This is a genomic window from Lysobacter sp. KIS68-7 (assembly GCF_021284745.1).
Taxonomy (GTDB): Bacteria; Pseudomonadota; Gammaproteobacteria; order Xanthomonadales; family Xanthomonadaceae; genus Noviluteimonas.
The window spans coordinates 2,719,990-2,741,457 of sequence record NZ_CP089925.1; the positions used below are offsets into that span (position 1 = coordinate 2,719,990).

General features: G+C 68.0%; 12 protein-coding genes. 10 read left to right on the forward strand and 2 right to left on the reverse strand.

Translation table 11 applies throughout. From position 1 onward, the window contains the following. The first annotated feature begins 16 nt into the window (after positions 1-16). From LVB87_RS13195 to pilH, 10 genes are all read left to right on the forward strand, one after another. Positions 17-418 carry a VOC family protein gene (locus LVB87_RS13195; RefSeq protein WP_232898416.1) on the forward strand — a complete coding sequence of 134 codons (402 nt, stop codon included), beginning with the start codon at positions 17-19 and terminating at the stop codon, positions 416-418. Continuing rightward, positions 415-1,620, forward strand: a complete 1,206-nt coding sequence (locus LVB87_RS13200) for a cupin domain-containing protein (protein WP_232898417.1) — start codon at positions 415-417, stop codon at positions 1,618-1,620. Before LVB87_RS13195 ends, LVB87_RS13200 begins: the two co-directional genes overlap by 4 nt. Next, a complete protein-coding gene (locus LVB87_RS13205; protein WP_232898418.1) occupies positions 1,617-2,534 on the forward strand; it encodes a GNAT family N-acetyltransferase in 918 nt (305 codons plus the stop codon). Before LVB87_RS13200 ends, LVB87_RS13205 begins: the two co-directional genes overlap by 4 nt. Positions 2,535-2,631: 97 nt before the next feature. Continuing rightward, positions 2,632-5,481 (forward strand): 2-oxoglutarate dehydrogenase E1 component, encoded by a 2,850-nt coding sequence (locus tag LVB87_RS13210; RefSeq protein ID WP_232898419.1) that lies wholly within the window; start codon positions 2,632-2,634, stop codon positions 5,479-5,481. A gap of 24 nt (positions 5,482-5,505) precedes the next feature. Next, positions 5,506-6,711: a dihydrolipoyllysine-residue succinyltransferase gene (gene sucB / locus LVB87_RS13215; RefSeq protein ID WP_232898420.1), complete on the forward strand. Its 1,206-nt coding sequence runs from the start codon at positions 5,506-5,508 to the stop codon at positions 6,709-6,711. Positions 6,712-6,716: 5 nt separating this feature from the next. After that, positions 6,717-8,141: a dihydrolipoyl dehydrogenase gene (lpdA, locus tag LVB87_RS13220; RefSeq protein WP_232898421.1), complete on the forward strand. Its 1,425-nt coding sequence runs from the start codon at positions 6,717-6,719 to the stop codon at positions 8,139-8,141. Positions 8,142-8,213: 72 nt separating this feature from the next. After that, the gene (locus tag LVB87_RS13225; protein WP_232898422.1) at positions 8,214-9,071 is read left to right on the forward strand and encodes an SAM-dependent methyltransferase; all 858 of its coding nucleotides are present in this window, start codon (positions 8,214-8,216) and stop codon (positions 9,069-9,071) included. After that, positions 9,071-9,664 (forward strand): TIGR00730 family Rossman fold protein, encoded by a 594-nt coding sequence (locus LVB87_RS13230; RefSeq protein WP_232898423.1) that lies wholly within the window; start codon positions 9,071-9,073, stop codon positions 9,662-9,664. Before LVB87_RS13225 ends, LVB87_RS13230 begins: the two co-directional genes overlap by 1 nt. After that, on the forward strand, positions 9,664-10,662 hold the full coding sequence (locus LVB87_RS13235) for an acryloyl-CoA reductase (RefSeq protein ID WP_232898424.1): 999 nt from the start codon (positions 9,664-9,666) through the stop codon (positions 10,660-10,662). Before LVB87_RS13230 ends, LVB87_RS13235 begins: the two co-directional genes overlap by 1 nt. 54 nt (positions 10,663-10,716) lie before the next feature. Continuing rightward, the gene (gene pilH / locus LVB87_RS13240; RefSeq protein WP_232898425.1) at positions 10,717-11,115 is read left to right on the forward strand and encodes a twitching motility response regulator PilH; all 399 of its coding nucleotides are present in this window, start codon (positions 10,717-10,719) and stop codon (positions 11,113-11,115) included. A 252-nt stretch (positions 11,116-11,367) separates the two neighbouring features. Here the strand turns inward: pilH and LVB87_RS13245 are convergent, their stop codons facing one another. Further along, complete coding sequence (locus LVB87_RS13245; protein ID WP_232898426.1) at positions 11,368-12,261, reverse strand: DnaJ C-terminal domain-containing protein; 894 nt, start codon at positions 12,259-12,261, stop codon at positions 11,368-11,370. A gap of 73 nt (positions 12,262-12,334) precedes the next feature. Continuing rightward, positions 12,335-21,445 carry a TcdA/TcdB pore-forming domain-containing protein gene (locus LVB87_RS13250; RefSeq protein ID WP_232898427.1) on the reverse strand — a complete coding sequence of 3,037 codons (9,111 nt, stop codon included), beginning with the start codon at positions 21,443-21,445 and terminating at the stop codon, positions 12,335-12,337. Positions 21,446-21,468 lie beyond the last annotated feature (23 nt).

Genomic DNA, 21,468 nt, shown 5'->3' on the forward strand with positions numbered 1-21,468 from the left:
GGAGGACCGGCGCGCGATGCGACTGCTGGTCAACATCGACGTGCCGGACCTTGCGAGCGCCGAGGCGTTCTACACCGCCGCCTTCGGCCTGCGCCGCGGACGTCGCTTCGGCGACGACGCGCTGGAACTGATCGGCGGCGAAGTCCCGCTCTACCTGTTGCACAAGAACGCCGGCACGATCGGCGCAGGGGCCGCCGCGCGCGACTACCTGCGGCATTGGACGCCGGTGCACATCGATGTCGTCGTCGACGATTTCGATGAAGCCCTGATCCGCGCCGTCGCCGCCGGCGCGATCCAGGAAGGCGCGGTGCGCGAAGCCGGCTGGGGCCGCATCGTGCAGCTCGCCGATCCCTTCGGGCATGGCTGGTGCCTGCTGCAATTCCATGGCCGCGGTTACGACGAGATCGCCACGCAATGAAGCGCAAGACCACCCAATCCACGTTGCCGTTCGAGGTCGACGCCTCGCGGTTCCCGCTGCTGGGCATGCCGCCCGACGTCTTCCTGCGCGATTACTGGCAGAAGCGCCCGTTGCTGATCCGCAATGCGTTCCCGGGATTCGTTTCGCCGATCGAACCGGAGGACCTCGCGGGCCTGGCCTGCGAGGAGGCCGCGCTCTCGCGCCTGATCGCGCATGACCGCGCGGGCGATTCGTGGATGGTGCGCCACGGCCCGTTCGAGGAATCGCTGTTCCCGCAACTCGGCGACCACGACTGGACGCTGCTCGTGCAGGACGTCGACAAATGGGACGCCGACGTCGCCGCCTTGCTGCCCGCCTTCGACTTCCTGCCGCGCTGGCGCATCGACGACATCATGGTGTCGTTCGCCTCCACGGGCGGTTCGGTCGGCGCGCATGTCGACCAGTACGACGTGTTCCTGTTGCAGGCGCAGGGCCATCGTCGTTGGCAGATCGATGCATCGCCCTCGCCTTCGCTCGAATTCCGCAACGATGTCGACCTGAAGCTCCTGCGCGAATTCCACCCGACGCACGACTGGGTCCTCGGCCCCGGCGACATGCTCTACCTCCCGCCCGGCGTGCCGCACCACGGCGTGGCCGAGGATCCCTGCCTCACCTTCTCGGTGGGCATGCGCGCGCCGTCGACGGCCGAACTGCTCGGCGATTTCGTCGACACGCTGGCCGCCGATGCGGACGAATCGCTGCGCTACGCCGACCCTGACCTCGCCGTGCCCGCCGATCCCAACGAAATCGACGCGGCCGCGATGGAACGCGTCGTCGCGGCACTCAACGCCCTGCGCATGAACGACCCCGATCGCCTCGGCGATTGGTTCGCCCGTTTCGCCACGCTCTACCGCGCCGCCGGCGAAGTCGCCCCCGCCGAATCCATGCCCTCGCGCATCGAACTGGAATGGGATTTCGGCCGCGGCGCGCGCCTGGTGCGCCATCCGTGGTCGCGCGCCGCATGGCGCCGCGCTTCCAAGGGTGCGCGCCTGTTCGTCAGCGGCCTTGGCTTCACGTTGCCTGCACGCGACGCGCAGAGGTTGGCCGCCGCGGCCGAACTGAATGGCGCGCTCTACACATCTCTGTCACAGGCCGGACGCGATGCCGTTTTCGCGTTGATGGAAGCAGGCCACTACCAGATGCTCATGGACGAGGACGAATGATCGACACCAACCAGCCCTTCCGTGTCGAAGCCGTCGGCGATTACCTCCTTGCGCTGCCCGAACTGCGCACGGTGCGCGAGACCGTGTTCGTCGACGAACAGAAGGTCCCCATCGAAGAGGAATGGGACGCGCTGGATCCGCAGTGCGTCCACGTCATCGCGCGCGCCTTCGACGGCAACGCCATCGGCACCGGGCGCCTCACGCCCGAACACAAGATCGGCCGCATGGCCGTGCTGCCGCCCTGGCGCGGCAAGGGCGTGGGCGATGCCTTGCTGCTCGCGCTGATCGAAGAGGCGCAGGAGCGCGGCTGGCGCGAGGTGTGCCTCAACGCGCAGGTCTCGGCGATCGACTTCTACGTGCGCCACGGCTTCCACCCCTATGGCGAACGCTTCTGGGAAGCGGGCATCGAACACCAGGCCATGCGCCGCGACCTCACCGGCCCGAAGGCCGTGGACGACCGCGACACCGCCATCGCCACCGTGGTCTCGCTGCTCGATGCCTCGCGCCGGGGCCTGTGGCTCTACTCCCGCGACCTCGACCCGGGCCTGTTCGACGCCCCGGGCGTCGTCGATGCCTTCCGCCGCTTCGCCACCGCCGGCCGCGGCAACGAGATCCGCGTGATCCTGCAGGATGCCGAGGCCCCGCAGCGCAAGAACTCGCCGCTGCTGACCCTCGCCCAGCGCCTGCCCACCGTCTTCCAGTTCCGCGAAGTGGAAGACCCGGTCGACCGCGCCTACCCCTCGGCCTACATCACCACCGACGCCGGCGGCTATTACTTCCGCACCCTCGGCCACCGTTTCGACGGCGAAGCCGACCTGCATTCGCCGGGCCGCGCGCGCCAGTTGCGCGGGGCTTTCATGGCCGTCTGGGAGCGCGCACGCCCGGTCACCGAGTACCGGGCGTTGGGGATTTGAGCAACGTCTCGAATCCCGGGGCTATAATTTCCGTCCTTTCGCGCCCAATTCATGGGCGCGGTGCCGCTTGCCCCCATCGAGAAGCCCTCGCCCCATCGTGGACAGTCTCCTGAAGCAGTTTGCCCAGTCCTCCCAACTCGGCGCCAACGCCGCTTACCTCGAGGACCTGTACGAGCAGTACCTGGTCGCCCCGGACTCCGTGGGGCCCAAATGGAAGGCGTATTTCGACGGCCTCAAAGGTCGCGAAGCCGGTGATGTGCCGCACTCGGTCGTCATGGACCAGGTGGCCGAAGCCGGTCGCCGCGCCGCCCGCGGCCTCCTGGATGCCGCGCCCGCCGGCGCCGGCGATGCCCGCGAACGTTCGGTCGGCAAGCTGATCACGGCTTACCGGTCGCGCGGCCACCTGCAGGCCAACCTCGACCCGCTCGGCATGGCGCCGAAGCCCGACGCGCCGGACCTGGCGCTGTCCTTCCACCACCTGTCGGACGGCGACCTCAACGCCGAATTCAGCACCGGCGGCGTGGGCGGGCATTCCCACATGAAGCTGCGCGACCTCCTCGCGCTGCTGCAGGCCACCTACACCGGCACCATCGGCGCCGAGTACATGCACATCACCGACGTCGAACAACGTCGCTGGATGCAGGAGCGCCTGGAAAACGCGGGCGGCAGGTACGGCCGCACGCCCGAGCAGAAGAAGCGCATCCTCGAACGCCTCACCGCCGCCGAGGGCCTGGAGCGCTACCTGCACACCAAGTACGTCGGCCAGAAGCGTTTCTCGCTGGAAGGCGGCGACAGCCTGATCCCGATGCTCGACGTGTTCATCCGTCGCGGCGGCGAAGCAGGCGTCAAGGAAGTCGTGATGGGCATGGCCCACCGCGGCCGCCTCAACGTGCTGGTCAACACGCTCGGCAAGCCGCCGCGCAAGCTGTTCGACGAATTCGAAGGCAAGTTCGAACACGTCGACGACGGCCTGGCGCACACCGGCGACGTGAAGTACCACATGGGCTTCTCCGCCGACGTCGCCACGCCCGGCGGCCCGGTGCACCTCGCCCTCGCGTTCAATCCCTCGCACCTGGAAATCGTCGACCCGGTGGTCGCCGGCAGCGTGCGTTCGCGCCAGCTGCGCCGCGGCGACACCGAGCGCAAGACGGTGCTCCCCATCCTCATGCACGGCGACGCGGCGTTCGCGGGCCAGGGCGTGGTGATGGAGCTGTTCCAGATGTCGCAGGCGCGCGGCTTCGCCGTCGGCGGCACCGTGCACCTCGTCATCAACAACCAGGTCGGCTTCACCACGAGCGCGGCCGAAGACGCGCGCTCCACGCTGTACTGCACGGACGTGGCCAAGATGGTCGGCGCGCCGGTGCTGCACGTGAACGGCGACGACCCGGAAGCGGTGGCCTTCGTGGCCGAACTCGCGTTCGACTTCCGCCAGCGCTTCTCGAAGGACGTGGTCGTCGACCTCGTCTGCTACCGCCGCCACGGCCACAACGAAGCCGATGAGCCGGCCGCGACGCAGCCGCTGATGTACCAGAAGATCCGCGCGATGAAGACCACGCGCGAGATCTATGCCGAGCGCCTGGCCTCCGCGGGCGAGATCGCTTCGGACGACGCGCAGAAGATGGCCGACGGCTATCGCAACCTGCTCGACGCCGGCCAGGTCACCACCGAAGTCGTGCAGGTGAAGCCCGACGAACTCGCCGTGGACTGGTCGAAGTACCTGTCCGGCAAGCTCACGGACAAGACCGACACCAAGGTCGCGCGCAAGGAACTCGACAAGCTCGCCTCGCAGATCAACACGATCCCCGACACGGTGAAGCTGCATCCGCGCGTGGCGAAGATCTACGAAGACCGCCGCAAGATGGCCGCCGGCGAACTCGCGGGCGACTGGGGCTTCGCGGAAAACCTCGCCTACGCCACGCTGCTGACCGAAGGCAACCGCCTGCGCCTGGTCGGCCAGGACTGCGGCCGCGGCACGTTCTTCCACCGCCACGCGATCCTGCACGACCAGAACACCGACAGTTACTACCTGCCGCTGCGCGAACTCGTGCAGGACAAGCAGGACGTGGCCATCATCGACTCGCTGCTCAGCGAAGAAGCGGTGATGGCGTTCGAATACGGCTACGCCACCGCCGATCCCATCACGCTCGACATCTGGGAAGCGCAGTTCGGCGACTTCGCGAACGGCGCGCAGGTGGTCATCGACCAGTTCCTGTCGTCGGGCGAAGCCAAGTGGGGCCGCCTGTGCGGCCTGGCGCTGTTCCTGCCGCACGGTTACGAAGGCCAGGGTCCGGAGCACAGCTCCGCGCGCCTGGAGCGTTTCCTGCAGCTGTGCGCGCTGGACAACATGCTGGTGTGCACGCCGACCACGCCGGCGCAGGCCTTCCACATGATCCGCCGCCAGCAGCGCATGAACACGCGCAAGCCGCTGGTGGTGATGACGCCCAAGTCGCTGCTGCGCCACAAGCTCGCGGTCTCCACGCTGGACGAACTCGCCAACGGCGAATTCCAGACGCTGATCCCGGCGAGCAACGTCTCCGCCAAGGCCGCGGACCTGAAGAAGGTCAAGCGCGTCGTGGTGTGCGGCGGCAAGGTGTATTACGACCTGCTCGAGGAAGCGACCAAGCGCGAACTCAAGGACGTCGCGATCGTCCGCGTCGAACAGCTGTATCCGTTCCCGCGCGCCGCACTCGTGGCCGAACTGCAGCGCTTCCCCGCCGCCCTTGAGGTGGTGTGGTGCCAGGAAGAACCGCAGAACCAGGGCGCGTGGTACCAGATCAACCACCACCTGCGTGCCTGCCTGCAGCCCAAGCAGTCGCTCAGCTATGCCGGCCGCGCGCGTTCGCCTTCGCCCGCCGCGGGCCACCTTGCCGAACACGTCGCCGAACAGACGGCGCTCGTTGCCGATGCGCTGGTCAATCCCGCGCACGGCGATTCGAGCGCCGAATAACCAACACATCTCCAGGAAGAACCCATGACCATCGAAGTCAAAGTCCCGGTCCTCCCCGAATCCGTGTCCGACGCGACCATCGCGACGTGGCACAAGAAAGCGGGCGACGCGGTCAAGCGCGACGAAAACCTGCTGGACCTGGAGACCGACAAGGTCGTGCTCGAAGTCCCCTCGCCGGTCGACGGCGTGCTGAAGGAAATCAAGTTCGCCGAAGGCGCCACGGTGACCTCGCAGCAGGTCATCGCGGTGATCGAGGAAGGTGCCGTGGCCGCCGCCGCACCGGCGAAGGCCGAGGCGCCTGCGAAGGCTGAAGCGCCGAAGGCCGCCGCTCCGGCCGCCGCTGCGCCTGCGAAGGCCGCTGCGCCGGCTCCTGCCGCCGCAAGCGCGCAGCTCCCGCCGGGCGCCCGCTTCACCGCCGAGAAGGAAGGCATCGACGCGTCGCAGGTCGAAGGCACCGGCCGCCGCGGTGCGGTGACGAAGGAAGACCTCGTCAACTACGCCAAGTCCGGCGGCACCGTCGCTGCTTCCGCGCGCCCCGAACAGCGCGTGCCGATGACGCGCATGCGCGCGCGCATCGCCGAACGCCTGATGCAGTCCAAGAACTCCATCGCGATGCTGACCTCGTTCAACGAAGTCAACCTCGCGGCCGTCATGAAGATGCGCAAGGAGCTCGGCGAATCCTTCGAGAAGGCCAACGGCATCAAGCTCGGCTTCATGAGCTTCTTCGCCAAGGCCGCCGCCAACGCGCTCGCGCGTCATCCGGCGGTCAACGCCTCGGTCGACGGCAACGACGTGATCTACCACGGCTACGCCGACATCTCGATCGCCGTGTCCACCGACAAGGGCCTGGTCACGCCGGTGCTGCGCAACGTCGAGCGCATGGGCTTCGCCGAAATCGAAGCGGCGATCGCGGGCTACGCGAAGGCCGCGCGCGAAGGCGGCCTGAAGCTGGAAGACCTGCAGGGCGGCACCTTCACCATCACCAATGGCGGCACCTTCGGTTCGCTGATGTCCACGCCGATCGTGAACCCGCCGCAGAGCGCGATCCTCGGCATGCACGCCATCAAGGAACGCCCGATCGTCGAGAACGGCCAGGTCATCGCCGCGCCGATGATGTACATCGCGCTGAGCTACGACCACCGCATCATCGACGGCAAGGACGCGGTGCTGTTCCTGGTGGACATCAAGAACCAGCTCGAAAATCCGCACCGCATGCTGCTGGGGATGTAATCAAAATGGCTGAACAGTTCGATGTCATCGTCATCGGTGCCGGCCCCGCCGGTTACCACGCCGCCATCCGCGCCGCGCAGCTCGGCCTGAAGACCGCGTGCATCGACGCCGCGCTCGGCAAGGACGGCAAGCCCGCCCTTGGCGGCACCTGCCTGCGCGTGGGCTGCATTCCGTCCAAGGCGCTGCTCGACAGCTCGCGCCAGTACTGGAACCTCACCCACCTGTTCGGCGAGCACGGCATCTCCGCATCGAATCCCGCGATCGACATCGGCACGATGATCGGACGCAAGGACAAGATCGTGAAGCAGTTCACCGGCGGCATCGCGATGCTGTTCAAGGCGAACAAGGTCACGGCGTATTACGGCTACGGCCAGCTGCAGCCGGGCAACGTGGTGACGGTGAAGCAGCACGACGGTTCGACCGTGGAGCTGAAGGCCGCCAACGTCGTGCTCGCCGCGGGTTCGGATTCCATCGAACTGCCCTTCGCCAAGTTCGACGGCAAGACCATCGTCGACAACGTCGGCGCGCTCGATTTCACCGAAGTGCCGAAGCGCATGGGCGTGATCGGCGCGGGCGTGATCGGCCTGGAACTCGGTAGCGTGTGGAAGCGCCTGGGTTCGGAAGTCACCATCCTCGAAGCGCTGCCGGACTTCCTCGCCGCCGCCGACGCGGAAGTGGCGAAGACCGCCGCGCGCGAGTTCAAGAAGCAGGGCCTGGACATCCGCCTCGGCGCGAAGGTCTCCAAGGCCGAAGTGAAGAAGAACGAAGTCCACGTCACCTACACCGACGCGAAGGGCGAACAGACCATCGTCGTCGACAAGCTGCTCGTGTCCGTCGGCCGTCGCGCCGCGACCAAGGGCCTGCTGGCCGATGGCACCGGAGTGAAGCTGGACCCGCGCGGCATGATCGAAGTCGACGAGCACTGCCACACCGGCGTGGATGGCGTGTGGGCCATCGGCGACTGCGTGCGCGGCCCGATGCTCGCGCACAAGGGCTTCGAGGAAGGCATCGCGGTGGCCGAGCTCATCGCGGGCCTGCCGGGCCACGTCAACATGGACACGATTCCGTGGGTCATCTACACGGAACCGGAAATCGCCTGGGTCGGCAAGACCGAAGAGCAGCTCAAGGCCGAAGGCACGCCGTACAAGGCGGGCAGCTTCCCGTTCGCTGCGCTGGGCCGTGCCGTTGCCATGGCCGAACCGGCGGGCTTCGTGAAGGTGATCGCGCATGCGGAAACCGACCGCATCCTCGGCATGCACCTGGTGGGCGTGAACGTCTCCGAGCTCGTGCACGAAGGCGTGCTCGCGATGGAGTTCAGCGGCTCGGCCGACGACCTCGCCCGCATCTGCCACGCGCACCCGACGCTGTCGGAAGCGGTGCACGATGCCGCCATGGCCGTTGCGAAGCGCGCGATCCACAAGGCCAACTAAGCCTTGTCGCCAATGGCGTAAAGTGAACGGCGCGCTTCGGTGCGCCGTTCTGCTTTCCGGGAATCGAACACGATGGACACCCCCAATCCCATCCGCAACGTTTCCGACACCGCCCTGTGGGTGGCCATCTATCGCGCGATGGAAACCGAGCGCCCCGATGCGCTGTTCCGCGATCCGTATGCGCGTCGCCTCGGCGGCGAACGCGGCCAGGCCATCGTCGATGCCATCCCCGATGGCGCGCAGACCAGCTGGCCGCTGGTCGTGCGCACGAGCGTGATGGACGACATCGTCCATCGCTGCGTGCAATCGGGCGCGAAGACCGTGCTCAACCTCGCTGCCGGCCTCGACGCGCGCCCCTATCGGCTCGACCTGCCCCGCGACCTGCGCTGGCTGCACGTCGACATGCCGGAGATGGTCGATTACTTCCGCACCGGCATGGCGGGCGAAACGCCGAAGTGCCGCCTGGAATTCATCGCCGCCGACCTGCGCGAAGCGGACCAGCGCCGCGAAGTGTTCGCCAAGGCCGCCGAGGAAGGCCCGGTGCTCGCGATCACCGAAGGCCTGCTGATCTACCTGGAGGCCGAGGACGTCGCCGCCCTCGCCCGCGACCTGCACGACATCGCGCAAGCGAAGTGGTGGCTGGCCGACCTCGCCACGCCGCGCTTGCTGAAGCTCCTCGAGAAGCGCTGGTCGCCGACGCTGAAGGGCGGGAATGCGCCGTTCCGTTTCGGCCCGGCGGAAAGCACCGCGTGGTTCGCGCCTTACGGTTGGCGCGAACTCCAGTTCCATTCCACCTGGACCGATGCGATGCGGCTGAATCGCAAGCCCCGCGGCGCGGCCCTCTGGAATTTCCTGCTGAAGATCTCGCCACGCAAGCAACGCGAAGAACAACTGCGCATGTCCGGCATCGCGCTGATGGAGCGCACCTGATGCGTTCGGTGTGCGTCTACTGCGGATCGAATGCCGGTGCGCGTCCCGCGTATGCGGAGAAAGCGGCGCAGCTTGGCGACCGCCTTGCGCGCGAAGGCCTCGCGCTCGTGTATGGCGGCGGCAACGTCGGCCTGATGGGCATCGTGGCAGATGCTGCGCTCGCCGCGGGCGGTGAAGTGATCGGCGTGATCCCCGAACAACTGGTCGGCTGGGAAGTCGCGCATCGCGGCCTCACGCGGCTCGACATCGTCAGCAACATGCACGAACGCAAGGCGCGCATGTTCGACCTGAGCGACGCCTTCGTCGCCCTGCCCGGCGGCTTCGGCACGCTGGACGAAATGTTCGAGATGCTCACCTGGCGCCAGCTGGGCCTGGGCGACAAACCCTGCGCCTTCCTCGACGTCGATGGCTTCTACGCGCCGCTGATCGCGATGATGGACCGCATGGTGGAAGAGCGCTTCCTGCACGCCGACCAGCGCAACGACCTGTGGCACGGCGACGACCTCGACGCCCTGCTGGCCTGGATGCGCGCCTACGCGCCCGCACATGCGAGCAAACACCTCGACCTGAAACGCCGCAAGGACATGCGCTGATGACCGTCCCCGCCAAGTTCGACGCCTTCCGCATCCACGACGACGCCGCGGGTTACCGCAGCGGCATCGAACAAATCGCGCTCGATGCGCTCGCCCCGGGCGAAGTCGTCATCCGCACCGCGTATTCGTCGGTCAACTTCAAAGACGCGCTGGCCGGCACCGGCAAGGGCAAGATCCTGCGCCGCGCGCCGCTGGTGGGCGGGATCGATGTGGCGGGCCATGTCGTCGCCTCGACCGACCCGAAATACCGCGAAGGCGATGCGGTGCTCGCCACCGGCAGCGGCCTGAGCGAAACGCGCGACGGCGGGTATTCGCAGTACGCGCGCCTGCCTTCGCAGTGGACCATCCCGCTGCCGAAGGGCATGACGCTGCGCGAAAGCATGATCCTCGGCACCGCGGGCTTCACCGCGGCGCTGGCCTTGCTGCGCATGGTGGAGAACCGGCAGACGCCGGAGCTCGGTCCGCTTGCGGTCACCGGTGCCACCGGCGGTGTCGGTTCGCTCGCCGTCGACATCTTTACGCGCGCCGGTTTCGAAATGCATGCCATCAGCGGCAAGCCGGAAGCGGCGGCGTACCTGCTGGCCCTCGGCGCGAAGGAAGTACTCGAACGCGATGCGCTCTCGACGACGAAGCCGATGGACACGGCGAAGTTCGGCGGCGGCCTGGACAACGTGGGCGGCAAGATGCTCGCCGCGCTGCTCGCGCACACCGCGCCCTACGGCAACGTGGCGACCGCGGGGCTGGCGGCCTCGCCGGAACTCCACGCCACCGTGATGCCCTTCATCATTCGCGGCGTTTCGTTGCTGGGCGTGGCGTCGGCCGGCACCGCGCGCGACATCCGCGAGGAGGTCTGGCGCCGCCTGGCGGGCGAATGGAAACCGGCGCACCTGGACCGCATCTGCACGCGCGAAGTGCGCATGGCGGCGTTGCCGGACGTGTTCGACACGATGCTGGCCGGGGGGTCGTTCGGCCGGACGCTGGTGTCGCTGGGCGATTGAGCTTGCGGCGACCCGCCGCCCCGTTACAATCGCCGCAGTATCCCGGGGACCCCCATGGCACGCATCCTGATCGTCGACGACTCACCCTCCCAGCTGATGGGGATTCGTCGCATCGTCGAAAAGCTTGGACACGAAGCGCTGACGGCCGAAGACGGTGCCGCGGGCGTGGAAGCGGCCAAGCGCGAACTCCCCGACCTGATCCTGATGGACGTGGTGATGCCGAACCTCAACGGGTTCCAGGCCACGCGTTCGATCACGCGCGAGCCTTCGACCAAGCACATCCCGATCGTGCTGGTGACCACGAAGGACCAGGACACGGACCGCGTGTGGGGCATGCGCCAGGGCGCGAAGGCTTACATCACCAAGCCGTTCTCGGAGAGCGAGCTGGCGGACATGATCCAGCAGATGCTGGGCGGCGATGCGCCGGCGGCGCCTGAGGCCTCGGAAGAATAGTTCGCGCGAGACATAGCAATTGGAAAGGGCCGACCGAAAGGTTGGCTCTTTTTTTTTGTCCATGGAAGAAGGGCGCCTTTCGGCGCCCTTGCTTTTTCCGACGCTTGGCGTTGCTTGACAAAGCAACCCGCCGGGTCGAGCATGTTCACGCGAGACTCGGGTTGGCTGAAAGGCCACCGCGCTACCAAAGGGCCGGCTGAAAAGCCGGCCCTTTCTTTGTTCAAGGGAATGAGCCCTGGCTGTCGTAATGCGTTACGCCCTCCGCCAGTCATCCCCGAACGCATCGCGCATCTTCTCGTACGCCTCGCGCTGCTCGTCGTTGTGCACCCGCGGCGCCAGGATCTCGAGTTCGACGATCTGATCTCCGTTCGGCGTTCCCGGCAAACCGCGCTCTCGCAAACGCAGCTTCCGCCCCGACTCCGAATCGCGCGGAATCTTGAGCTCCACGGAGCCCCCCAAGGTCGGCACGCTCACCGTTGCACCCAGGGCTGCTTCCCACGGCGCCACCGGCAGCGAATAGAGAATGTTGCGTCCATCGACTTCGAACTGCGGATGCGCCGCATATTCGATTTCGAGGAACAGGTCGCCGCCGCTGCTGCCCTGCTTCGGCAGACGGATCGACTGGCCCGGTTTGATGCCTTTCGGAATCCTGATCTCCAGCGTCTTGCCGTTCACGCCGATGCGTACCGCATCGCCGCGATACACCGCTTCCAACGGCACCGCCAACTTCGCGCGCGTATCGCCGCGCGGTTGCGGCCGCGCACCGGGGCCGCCCGGACGCTGGCGGCCGAACAAGGATTCGAAGAAGTCGCTGAAGCCGCCACCCGCGCCGCCGCCCGCGAAGATTTCGTCGAAGTCGAACTCGCCCGGCGCACCGCCGTAGCCACCGAACCCTCCCGGCGGCGGCTGGATGTCGTCGCCCGGGCGATAGCCGCGCGCACGCAGCTGGTCATAGGCCGCGCGCTTCTGCGGATCGCGCAGCGCTTCGTAGGCCTCGTTGACGGCCTTGAACTTCTCTTCGGCGCCGGCTTCCTTGCTCACGTCCGGGTGGTATTTGCGCGCAAGGCGGCGGTAGGCCGTCTTGATCTCGGCGTCGCCGGCGCCGGGCTCCACGCCCAGGGTCTGGTAGTAGTCCTTGAATTCCATGGGCGGCAGGTTAACGCAGCCGTGTCGAAGGCGTGTCGCCACGCCTTCGACGGGTCCATCGTCGCCGGGCACGCTACTGGAAGCGCAGCCCCCAGCGTTCCAGCGTGCCGGTCTTGCCGGAATGGCCGTCGCGCACGCGCAGCGTCCACACGCCGCGCTGCGACTTGCCGGCCTGCTGCGGGTCGGTGAACTCCTGGATGAGGTTGGCGCCGTTGCCGCTGCGGTTGTGCAACGACAAGGTCGCGCCCCAGGGCGTGATCAGTTGCACTTCCAGGTCGTCGCGCGCGCCGTGCAGGATGCGCACGTCGACGGTCAGCAGGTTGATCGTGCCGTGCGGCTCGACCGCGATCGTGCTCGTCACCCACGCCCCATCGTCCGGGATCGCCACCGGCGATCCGTTGCTGTAGTGCGGGATGTTCGTGCCGACGACGACGCTCGCCGGCGACAGCACCGCCGTGCCGGCGACGCCGTCCTGCGCAAGCGGCACGACTTCGACGAACAGCACCTGCCCGCCGTCGGCCGCGACGAGCGCGCGCTGCGGCGTGGTGCCCGAACCGATCAAGGTGCGCGTGGTGGAGTTCGGCGCGGCGCGATACCAGCGATACGTGTGCAGGCCCGGTGCGTCCCCATCCGCGTCGCGGTAGGCGAACGTGGCCTGGACCGTGCCGCCGGGCTGGAACGTGCCCGAGAGCGCGACGTCGCTCGCCGTTGGCGCACGCCCCGTCACCGTGCCCGTGATCGATGCACCGATCGGCATGTTGGCGGCGTCGCGCGGTGATCCCGTGGCTGCGCGCAGGCGCTCGATGTTGAACCAGATCTTGCGGTTCGCGCCGCGATCCTGCGGCCGCAGGATGAAGGTGCGGTCCTTCGCGCCTGATACCACGACGGGTGCGCCGGTCTGCGGATCGCTGACGTACCACTGGTACGCGCTTTCGCCTTCCGCATCGCCGTTGGCGTCGGCGTAGTCGTAGTCGCCGCGCAACACACCGCCGGCCTGCAGCGTGCCGGTGATGCGGAGGTTGGTGGCGGTGGGCGCGACGGGTGTTCCGCTGCCCACGGTTTGCGCGCCGGGGCGCAGGCGTTCGCACCAATGGATCGGATTCCCGTAACCGGGCTCGCCCCATTGGATGCGATGCGGCGCACCGCAACGCAACGGATTCAACCGCGCCGGGTCGAGGCTGGCGATCGGCACGCTGCCGCCGAGGCAGTTGCGACCGTTGTAGGACGCGCACTCGACGTCGCCCTCATGGATGCGATACACGAAGCCGTTGGACGCGTTGTTCTCGTTGCGCCACGGACCTTCGACGTGCTTCGGGTTCTGTCGCGCCAGGCCCGTCGTGCACCACGTCGGCGGCGACGTCGCGCTGCATGCCTGCGCCTTCGCGTCGACGTCAGGATGCAGGTTGACCAGGGACAGGTTGGCGGTGGCGATGCAGTTGCCCGCGGAGGTGCCGAGGCACTCCATCGTGCGGCCGTTGAAGCGCGTGTGGAACGCGGAGGTCGGCGCGTCGTACGCCCAGTACGCGCCGCGGTCGACGAGGTCGCGCACCCATGGCAGCAGGTCGGCGTCCGTCGCCGGCGCCGGCCCGGCCCACGTCGTGTTGAAGGTGGTGCGTTTCAGGCGCGGATGCACGCCTTCGGCATCGAGGCGATGGCATGCGAATTCGACGTCGTTGGGATGCGCGCCGAGCGCGGTGATGCCGCAGTACTGCACGACACCTTCGACCGAGTAGAAACCGCGATGCCAGCGCGCATCGAACAGCGGCACGTCGGTGTCGCTGCGCGTCGGCGCGGGATCGGACAGGCTGCCGTCGGCCTTGCGCGCGTGCCATTCGATGCGGCCCAGGGTGCCATTGCGCACGACCTTCGCGAGATCGGCGATGCCGTCGCCGTCGATGTCGTGGCGATCGCTGAACGGCAATGCATCCGGTGCCGACGAATCGGGCGACACGTAGCCTTCCGGCAGTTCGAGGAAACTCACGGGCCGCAAGGTCGCAAGATCCAGCGACTGGCGCGAATCGCCGAACACCAGGCGCTTGTGCCCCCCCGTGCCACGCAGTTCCAGCGTGTGGCCGCCGTCGGCGAGGCGCCATCCGCCCGGCACGCGTTGCGGCGTGGCCCTGGACGCGTTCGCGTAAAGCAGCTCCACGGTGCGTTGCTGCCACGTGCCGAGCGGCGCAGCGCCCATGTCGACCACGATGCGCGGGTAATGCGCATTCGTGGCCGGCTCGATGCGATACGTCATCGCGCGTTCGCTGTCGGTGCCCAGGCCCAGCTCGCGCAGGCCGTCGATGAGCGGCAGTGCGCCAGGCGCGATGCCGGTGCTCGGCAGCCGCACGAACAAGCCCTGCGCCAGGACCTGCGCGTCGACCAGATGCGTCTTGCGCTTGGTCGCGCCCGTCCAGTCGGCCACGTACAGCACGGCATGGTCCGGACGGAAGTAGTAAGCCTCGCGCAGCGCATGGTTGAAGCCGAGCAGGCGATAGACCGACGCGTCCTGCAGCGCCGCGTCCTTCGGCAACGCGACGAGCTCGCCCTGCGGCGACAGCCACCCCTTGCGCGCCACGGTGGGCGTGCGGCCCGCCACCTCCGGCGACCGGCACGACAGCGCGATGTATTCGTTGTCCTTGCCGGCCAGCGCGGCGTTCGGCAACGCGCCGCCGCACCAGTTCCACTCCAGCACGCGAGGCTGCAGCGAGGTACCCACGCAGGTCACGGCGCCGTTCTCGTGCACGAGCTTCACGCCGGTGCATGCCGCGTCGCGCTGCGGCGTGGCAGAGGAGAGCTTGCCGTCGACGCCGTCGTCGATGCGGCGCACCTGCAGCGGAATGCGCAGGCGGTAGCCGTCGAACACCCTGCCCTCGGCGACATCGGGCACGGCGTCGGCCAGGCGCGCTTCGAGCAGGCTGCCGTCGACAGCACGGAGGAACGCGCGCGTGTCGTCGGCGATGCTGGCGAAGGACGCGCCCGCAGGACCGAACGCCCATTGCTTCGACGCCGGCAGGAACCACGCGGCGATCGCGTTGCCGTCGATGTCGAGGACGCCGTCCACGCGCAGTTCCGGCAATTGGGCGCTGTGCGGTTGCGCCGCGGCGAACTCGGCGACCGCAGCCGGCCAGGTCGCCGGACCACGCGCGACCAGCCACGTCGGACCGAACCCGGCCAGGCGCATGCCGCCCTCGCCATCGTAGGTCCACAGCAGGCCCGCGCTGTCGCGGCCCGCGGGCGCGGCGTCGGTGGCCAGCGTCTGCGTGATCGCGTCCCCCAACGCGAGCAACTCGGTGCGCGGAAATTGCGTGAGCGCACCGCTCGTGTCGTAGGGACGCACGCCGAACACGCCCTTCAGAGAAGGCGAATGGAAGCGGATCCAGTCGACCATCGGCGCACCCGGGCTTTCGTTCGCCGGGCCCTTGAACGTCCCGAGCCACACCGGATCGTTCGGATGGGCGATGACGCAACCCGCGCTGGGCACGGCCTGCCGGGCCTTGAAGCCTTCGATCGCGCCCTGCCCCGCGCGGCATGCCGCGTCGGGCTTGATCCACAACGGCTTGAGCACGCGACCGCTCGCGTCGTGGATCCAGTAGGGACGCGATTCGACCTTGCCATCGACGCGGATGCGGCCATGCACCGCGACCCATTCGGCGGCCCTCGGTTCGACCGGGGTAAGGTCGTTGGGCAGGCCGATCGCGATCGCGCGGCCGTCGGTCAATGTCGAGAGGAAGTTCGCGAACCCCGTGTACGCCACGCCGTTGGCGCTCGCGCGATCGGCTTCCTCCAGCCACGCGCTGAGCCAGTCGTGGTCGGAGATGCCGACGATCTCGAGCAGGCCATGGCGCAGGCGGTAGGACACCAGCAGCGTGCTCGCGCCGTCGTCGACATGGTTGTCGCTCGCCGGGGCTGCCTTCATGTAATCCGGCGTGCGCTGCACGTAGCTGACCAGCACCAGCAAGGTCTGGCCGTCCACGCGTTGCACGCGCTGCACGCTGTGCGACTTGGCCTGCGCCTCCTGCGGCGCGGTGCGGAACCCGATCTGGTAGTTCTCCGTCGGCAACACCTCGCCGCGTCGCACGCGATGCAGGCGCCCGGTCTTCGGATCATGGAACAGGCCTTCCTGCGCGTCGCCGAACACCAGGCGCGCGTCGGGGTAGCGGTCGTCGATCGCGTGCAGCAGCGTTTCGTCGGCCACGGCTTCGTAGTAGCGCTTCACCAGCGTGCCGTTGAGCGGATGCGCCGGGCCGCTGCCCGTGCTGATCTCGATGAAGCCGTCGGTGCGGAAGTTGAAACCCTGGCGCACCAGCGCCGCATGCACGTCGGGGCCGTGCACCAGGTCGCTCGGCGCGAGGAAATCCAGCGACTTGATCTCGCGCTTGGCGAAGTTCACGTGCCACGCACCGTGCGGCAGGATCACGTAGGTCTCGGCGATGCCCTCGCCCGCGGCGGCCTTGAGGCCCGCGGCGCCCTCGACCTCGACGCGCTGGCCATCGATCCACACCACGCCGGTTTCCGCAGCACCGCGCGTGGCCACTTCCACGCGCACCGCATCCGGCGTGCGCAGGTTGCGCGCGTCCAGCATCCAGATCGTGGTGGCGCCCGAAGGCGGCGCCTTGAGCGACACGTTGCCGTAATCGTTCTGCAGCGCGATGCCGACCGGTGCGCGTCGCGACGACGGCTCGATGCGATACGCCATGTGGCGCGTCATTTCCTTGTTCGCCGCGCGGTAGTCCGCCTGCTGCTCCGGCGTCCACGTCGTGTTCTTCGGGATCACGAACGTCGGCATCGCCACGACGTTCACGTGCTCGTCGAGGATCACCTCCACCGTCGTGGCGAGCCAGTCTTCCTGCACGTGGCGCAGGATCGTGGCGATCGCGTTGTGGTCGAAGTCGTACAGGAAGAAGCCCTGCGACCAGTCGATGCTCTCCATCCGGCGCAGCACCTCGTAGCCCATGAACCCGGGCTCCTGCACGTGCCGCGTGTTGGCGTCGGCCAGGTCCTGGTAATCGTAGGAATGGAAGTGCGAGGCCGGCGTTGCGGGCAGCACCAGCATCTCGACCTGGTCGTCGCTGGCGATCGGCAAGGTGCCGGTGTTGTAGATCCCCGTGCGTGCCAGGATCGGGATCCCGGGCGCGTTGGGATCGGGCGTGGGCTGGCTGCCGCCGGTCATCAGCGGGCGCGTGCCGCTGAAGCTCGGCGTGCCGATCCTGCTCTTGTCCGCACGATCGATGTAGCTCTCCGCCGTCGTGGTCTTGCGCAGGCCGATGCTGTCGCGCGTGCGCAGGTCGATGCGGTTGGTCGCGATGCCGAACACCGGCGACAAGGTGCGCGTCTTGTCGTCCCACGTGTAGGGACGACGCATGTTCGGCGAGGACGGATGGCTGATCGGCAGGTTCTGCTCGTTCCACGTCCACGACGGGCGCGGATACAGATCGGCGAACTTGTCGAACTTGGCTGCCGAGGCATCCACGTCCTGCGCCACCGCCATGTAGGCCTGCACCAGGCCCACGATGCCGATGCCCAATCCGGCCAGTGGGGTGGCGAGCGCGCCGAGCACGCTGGACGCCGTCGCCGCGCCCGCCGCTTCCGCGACGAATGCGCCCGTCATCAGGGCCGCGAACGACGTGTCCACCGCCAGTTGCGTGCCGAACACCGCGCGTTGCTCGGCCGTCTGCGCGTGCGCGAGGTTGTAGATGTCCAGGCCGACCATCGCCGCGCCCAGCACCGACGCAGCCGCCCCCATCGTGCGCGAGGCCATGCCCATCACGCGCGCGAACAAGGACGCATCCGTGCCCGCGACCGCCGACACCTGCCGCGCGACCTGCAAGCCTTCGCGCGCCAGTTGCACCGTCTGCAGCACGTCCTGCACCACGCCCACCGCCATCTGCGCCTGGCTGACGTACATCTGCACCTGCAGCGACGTCGCCAGGTTCTCCGGCAGACCCGTGCGCGCGGCGGTGCGCTCGCCTTCCAGTACGTGCATCAGGCCCATCAGCGCGAAAGCCGTGTTGAGCGTGGTCACGTGCGCACCGCTCGGGGTGCTTGCGGCCTCGGCGTGGACCTGCGCGTGCATGCGCTCCACGAACTCGCGCGTCTGCGCGAACGTCGCATCGCGCGTCGCGACCTCGCGCGTCTCGCCCGTGCCTTCGTGCATCACCTGCACGCGATATTCCCGGCCGGACGCGCCCGCTGGTTCCTCGGTGGCGCGTGCAGTGCCGAGCACCGGCATCCAGTGGTCGACGTGAAGATTGGCCTCCTGCAGGAGCCTGCGCGTCGCGGCGATGTAACGCGTGCCGAGTTGTTCGCCTTCGATGCGCTGCACCAGCGGATCGCTCGCATGCGCCTCGGCCGCGTCCACCGCGTAGGACGTCGTGTCCGGCGTCGTCAGGCCCAGCTGCACGAGCATTCCCATCACGTTCGTGCGCACCCAATCCGCCGCTTCAAAAAAGGCCTCCTTCACCTGAGACCACCAGCGGTGCAGCGGGCCGCGATCGGCCAGGCCTTCCTCGAGATGGTCCAGCACCGGGTGCGGACCATGGCGATCGCGCGCCGCCGCAACGTGCGCGCTGTCGATCACGTTGCCGTCGATGTCGGTCGATGCGCCGCAACTGCCGGTGTTGAAGGTGCAGGGACTCGTGGACGACGCGGTCGCACCCGGCAGGCCGTACAGGTCGCGCACGGCCTGCTCACCCTGGACCAGGTGCGGGAACTTGCCCGCCCGGCCCAGGCGGAGTTGCGTCTCGGGACCTGCAAGCAGTGCGTAGTTGTGGTGCAGCTGCCGGAGATAAGCCGTCGTCGAAGTCCTCACGCCGAGCTGCGCGCCCTTGGCCCGAAACGCCTCATCGCTCGGCATGGCGATCAGGCTCACCGGGTAGCGGCCGAGGCTGGCGTTGACGACTGCGCCGCCGTCGCGCGTGGCGAGGTCGGCGGCATGGAAGATGAACTGATCCAACAGCGCGCGCGTGCGCAATCGCGCGTAGGCCTGCCTGACCGGCCTCGAATCGAACAATTCGAGCTGCGTCCGCGACGCCGGCGACAGGGTCTGCAGCCACTTCAGGAGCTCCGTGGGCCCAAGGCCCAGGCCGTCCTGCCCGATGCGATGGGCCCATTCGAGCGGCGTCGCTGCATCGCGCGCGAATTGGATGACGCGCTGCACGCCGCGGATGCGCGCCGGATCGGTATCGACCACGACGACAGGACCACCCTGCGGACGCATGGCCATCGCGATCGCGTACATGTCGGCGCTCGTGACCATGATGTCGGGCGTGGACGTTGCGTCGGTGCTGCCGAACACCAGGTCCCACGCCGTCGCCCCCGGATCCCACGACGCATCCAGGCGCGGCCTGACATCGCCGGCGATGTCGACACCGACGGTCGCGCCCGAGCGCGAGGTTTGCGCGAGCCCGACGACGTGCGAACCGGAGGGCGCTTGCTCGGCCACGTCAGGGTGCACGGCGCCTTCGGAGGTCGTATCGACATCGGTATAACGCGCCGGCGGCAGCGCGGCGACGGCATCGACGGCGACCGCGTCGCCCACGCCATCGGGATCTTCGGTGAACGTATCGGTCGCGCGGTCGTAGGCCAGCGATGTCGCCAGCAGTGCGGATTCCCGAGCCGAAAACAGATGCCGACCCGTCTGGTCCCTGACGCCGAACCACGTGACCGGCGTGCCGTTCTCGGCAGGGAACACGTCGTTGACCGTGACGTTGGCGATGGTCACGCGTTCCACGTCGACATGCCGCGTGGCGAGCCAGCGCACCAAGGCCTTGGCGTATGCGATCTCGTCGGCACTGAGGCCGGGCGCCGAGCCGACCTGGTAATCGCCTTGGCAGCGCACACCGCAGGCGCGCAAGCTGAGGTGCGCGATCCGCTTCCGCGATGTGGCGCTCGCCGCGGCAAGACCGGTGTCGGGATGCTCGAGGAACGCTGTGCCCAGCTGCGCGGGGCTCATGCGCTCCACGACATATTCGCCCAGGTCCCCTTCGGTGCCACCGTGCAGGTCGACCTGCAGCTCCACGCGCCCGGTCTCCAAGGCACTCCATTGGGTCGCCGGATTCGGCAACGGCTTGCCGGCGGCGTTGGCGGCAAGGCCCAGCAGGTGGAACGTATCCGCGTACTGGGACTCCGGGAGCTGCGACGTCAGATCCCCGTAGTAATGAAACAGCGTTTTCGGCAGGGCAATCAGCGCGGCGCGCGCGGCGTTGACCTGGTACATGGACTCCGTCGTTTCGAAAAACCCGCCATCGGACAGGACGAAGAAGACCTGCACGTCGAACTGGTTCGCCGGCGCCATCGCGCCCAGGTGGGTGCGCTCCAGCGTGTCGCTGCTGCTCACGATGAAGGGGAACGGCGTGCCGTCTTCGCGGAAGACGTCAGCCCTGTTGTTCATCGGCACCTGCCCGGTCACGCCGGGGATCTGTCCGATCGGCACATAGTGGAGGAAGGGATCTTCGGCGAGGAATCCGGGAAGCGCCAGCTTCTGCGCCCCGGAATCGTTCGACACATGGTCCAGGCGTCGTGCGTATTTCGCTCCGTAGTTGGCCAGGAGATCCAGCGGCAGGTCGCTGATGTCGAGCAGCGGATTGCGGTAGACGTTGATCCCGCTCCAGGCCGCCTCGAACGTCGGCACCATCGTCTCCGAGTCGTGCCCGTCGCCGATGATCAGCAGATGCCTGGTGTTCTGCAGGTAACGATCCTGGATCGACCGCCGTGGCGTCCCCAGCTCCTTGCGCAACACCGGGGAGCTCCCGAGGAGCAGAGGCTCGGCAATGCCCGCCGCGCCGAGCACGTTCCTCATGTCGAGCGCATCCAGGAGGATGTCTGGCAACTTGTTGGCGAGCGGCACCGTGGCGGCGCCTTGTCCCAGGCGCTGGATGATCAGCACCTTCGCGCCCTTCTGCTGCGCGAACGCCAGCAACATGGCCGTGCTCGCCATGCGCGCATCGCGCCCGGCGGTGGAGGAGGTGCCGCGGCGGATGTCGTGCAACAGGATGACCGTGTCGGGGCCCGCGTTCTCCAGCAGCGCCTGGATCGTCGGATAGCGGTGCGCCTTGCCCGGATCGCGTGTCGTCGGAATTTCCGTCGGCGAATTGGGAAAGCCGAACAACATCGGCATGCCGGCGACGCAGGCGATCGTTAGCAACACCACGCACAGGCGCACGCACAGGGAGGAACGAAGGAACGCGAAGGACATTCGGAACACCCGCGCACATGCGC

What these genes read in the sequence shown, in the direction of transcription:
- sucB (WP_232898420.1), top strand. Translation starts at nt 5,506, where the DNA reads ATGACCATCGAAGTCAAAGTCCCGGTCCTCCCCGAATCCGTGTCCGAC.
- LVB87_RS13245 (WP_232898426.1), bottom strand. Translation starts at nt 12,261, where the DNA reads ATGGAATTCAAGGACTACTACCAGACCCTGGGCGTGGAGCCCGGCGCC.
- lpdA (WP_232898421.1), top strand. Translation starts at nt 6,717, where the DNA reads ATGGCTGAACAGTTCGATGTCATCGTCATCGGTGCCGGCCCCGCCGGT.
- LVB87_RS13195 (WP_232898416.1), top strand. Translation starts at nt 17, where the DNA reads ATGCGACTGCTGGTCAACATCGACGTGCCGGACCTTGCGAGCGCCGAG.
- LVB87_RS13200 (WP_232898417.1), top strand. Translation starts at nt 415, where the DNA reads ATGAAGCGCAAGACCACCCAATCCACGTTGCCGTTCGAGGTCGACGCC.
- LVB87_RS13235 (WP_232898424.1), top strand. Translation starts at nt 9,664, where the DNA reads ATGACCGTCCCCGCCAAGTTCGACGCCTTCCGCATCCACGACGACGCC.
- LVB87_RS13230 (WP_232898423.1), top strand. Translation starts at nt 9,071, where the DNA reads ATGCGTTCGGTGTGCGTCTACTGCGGATCGAATGCCGGTGCGCGTCCC.
- LVB87_RS13250 (WP_232898427.1), bottom strand. Translation starts at nt 21,445, where the DNA reads ATGTCCTTCGCGTTCCTTCGTTCCTCCCTGTGCGTGCGCCTGTGCGTG.
- LVB87_RS13205 (WP_232898418.1), top strand. Translation starts at nt 1,617, where the DNA reads ATGATCGACACCAACCAGCCCTTCCGTGTCGAAGCCGTCGGCGATTAC.
- pilH (WP_232898425.1), top strand. Translation starts at nt 10,717, where the DNA reads ATGGCACGCATCCTGATCGTCGACGACTCACCCTCCCAGCTGATGGGG.
- LVB87_RS13225 (WP_232898422.1), top strand. Translation starts at nt 8,214, where the DNA reads ATGGACACCCCCAATCCCATCCGCAACGTTTCCGACACCGCCCTGTGG.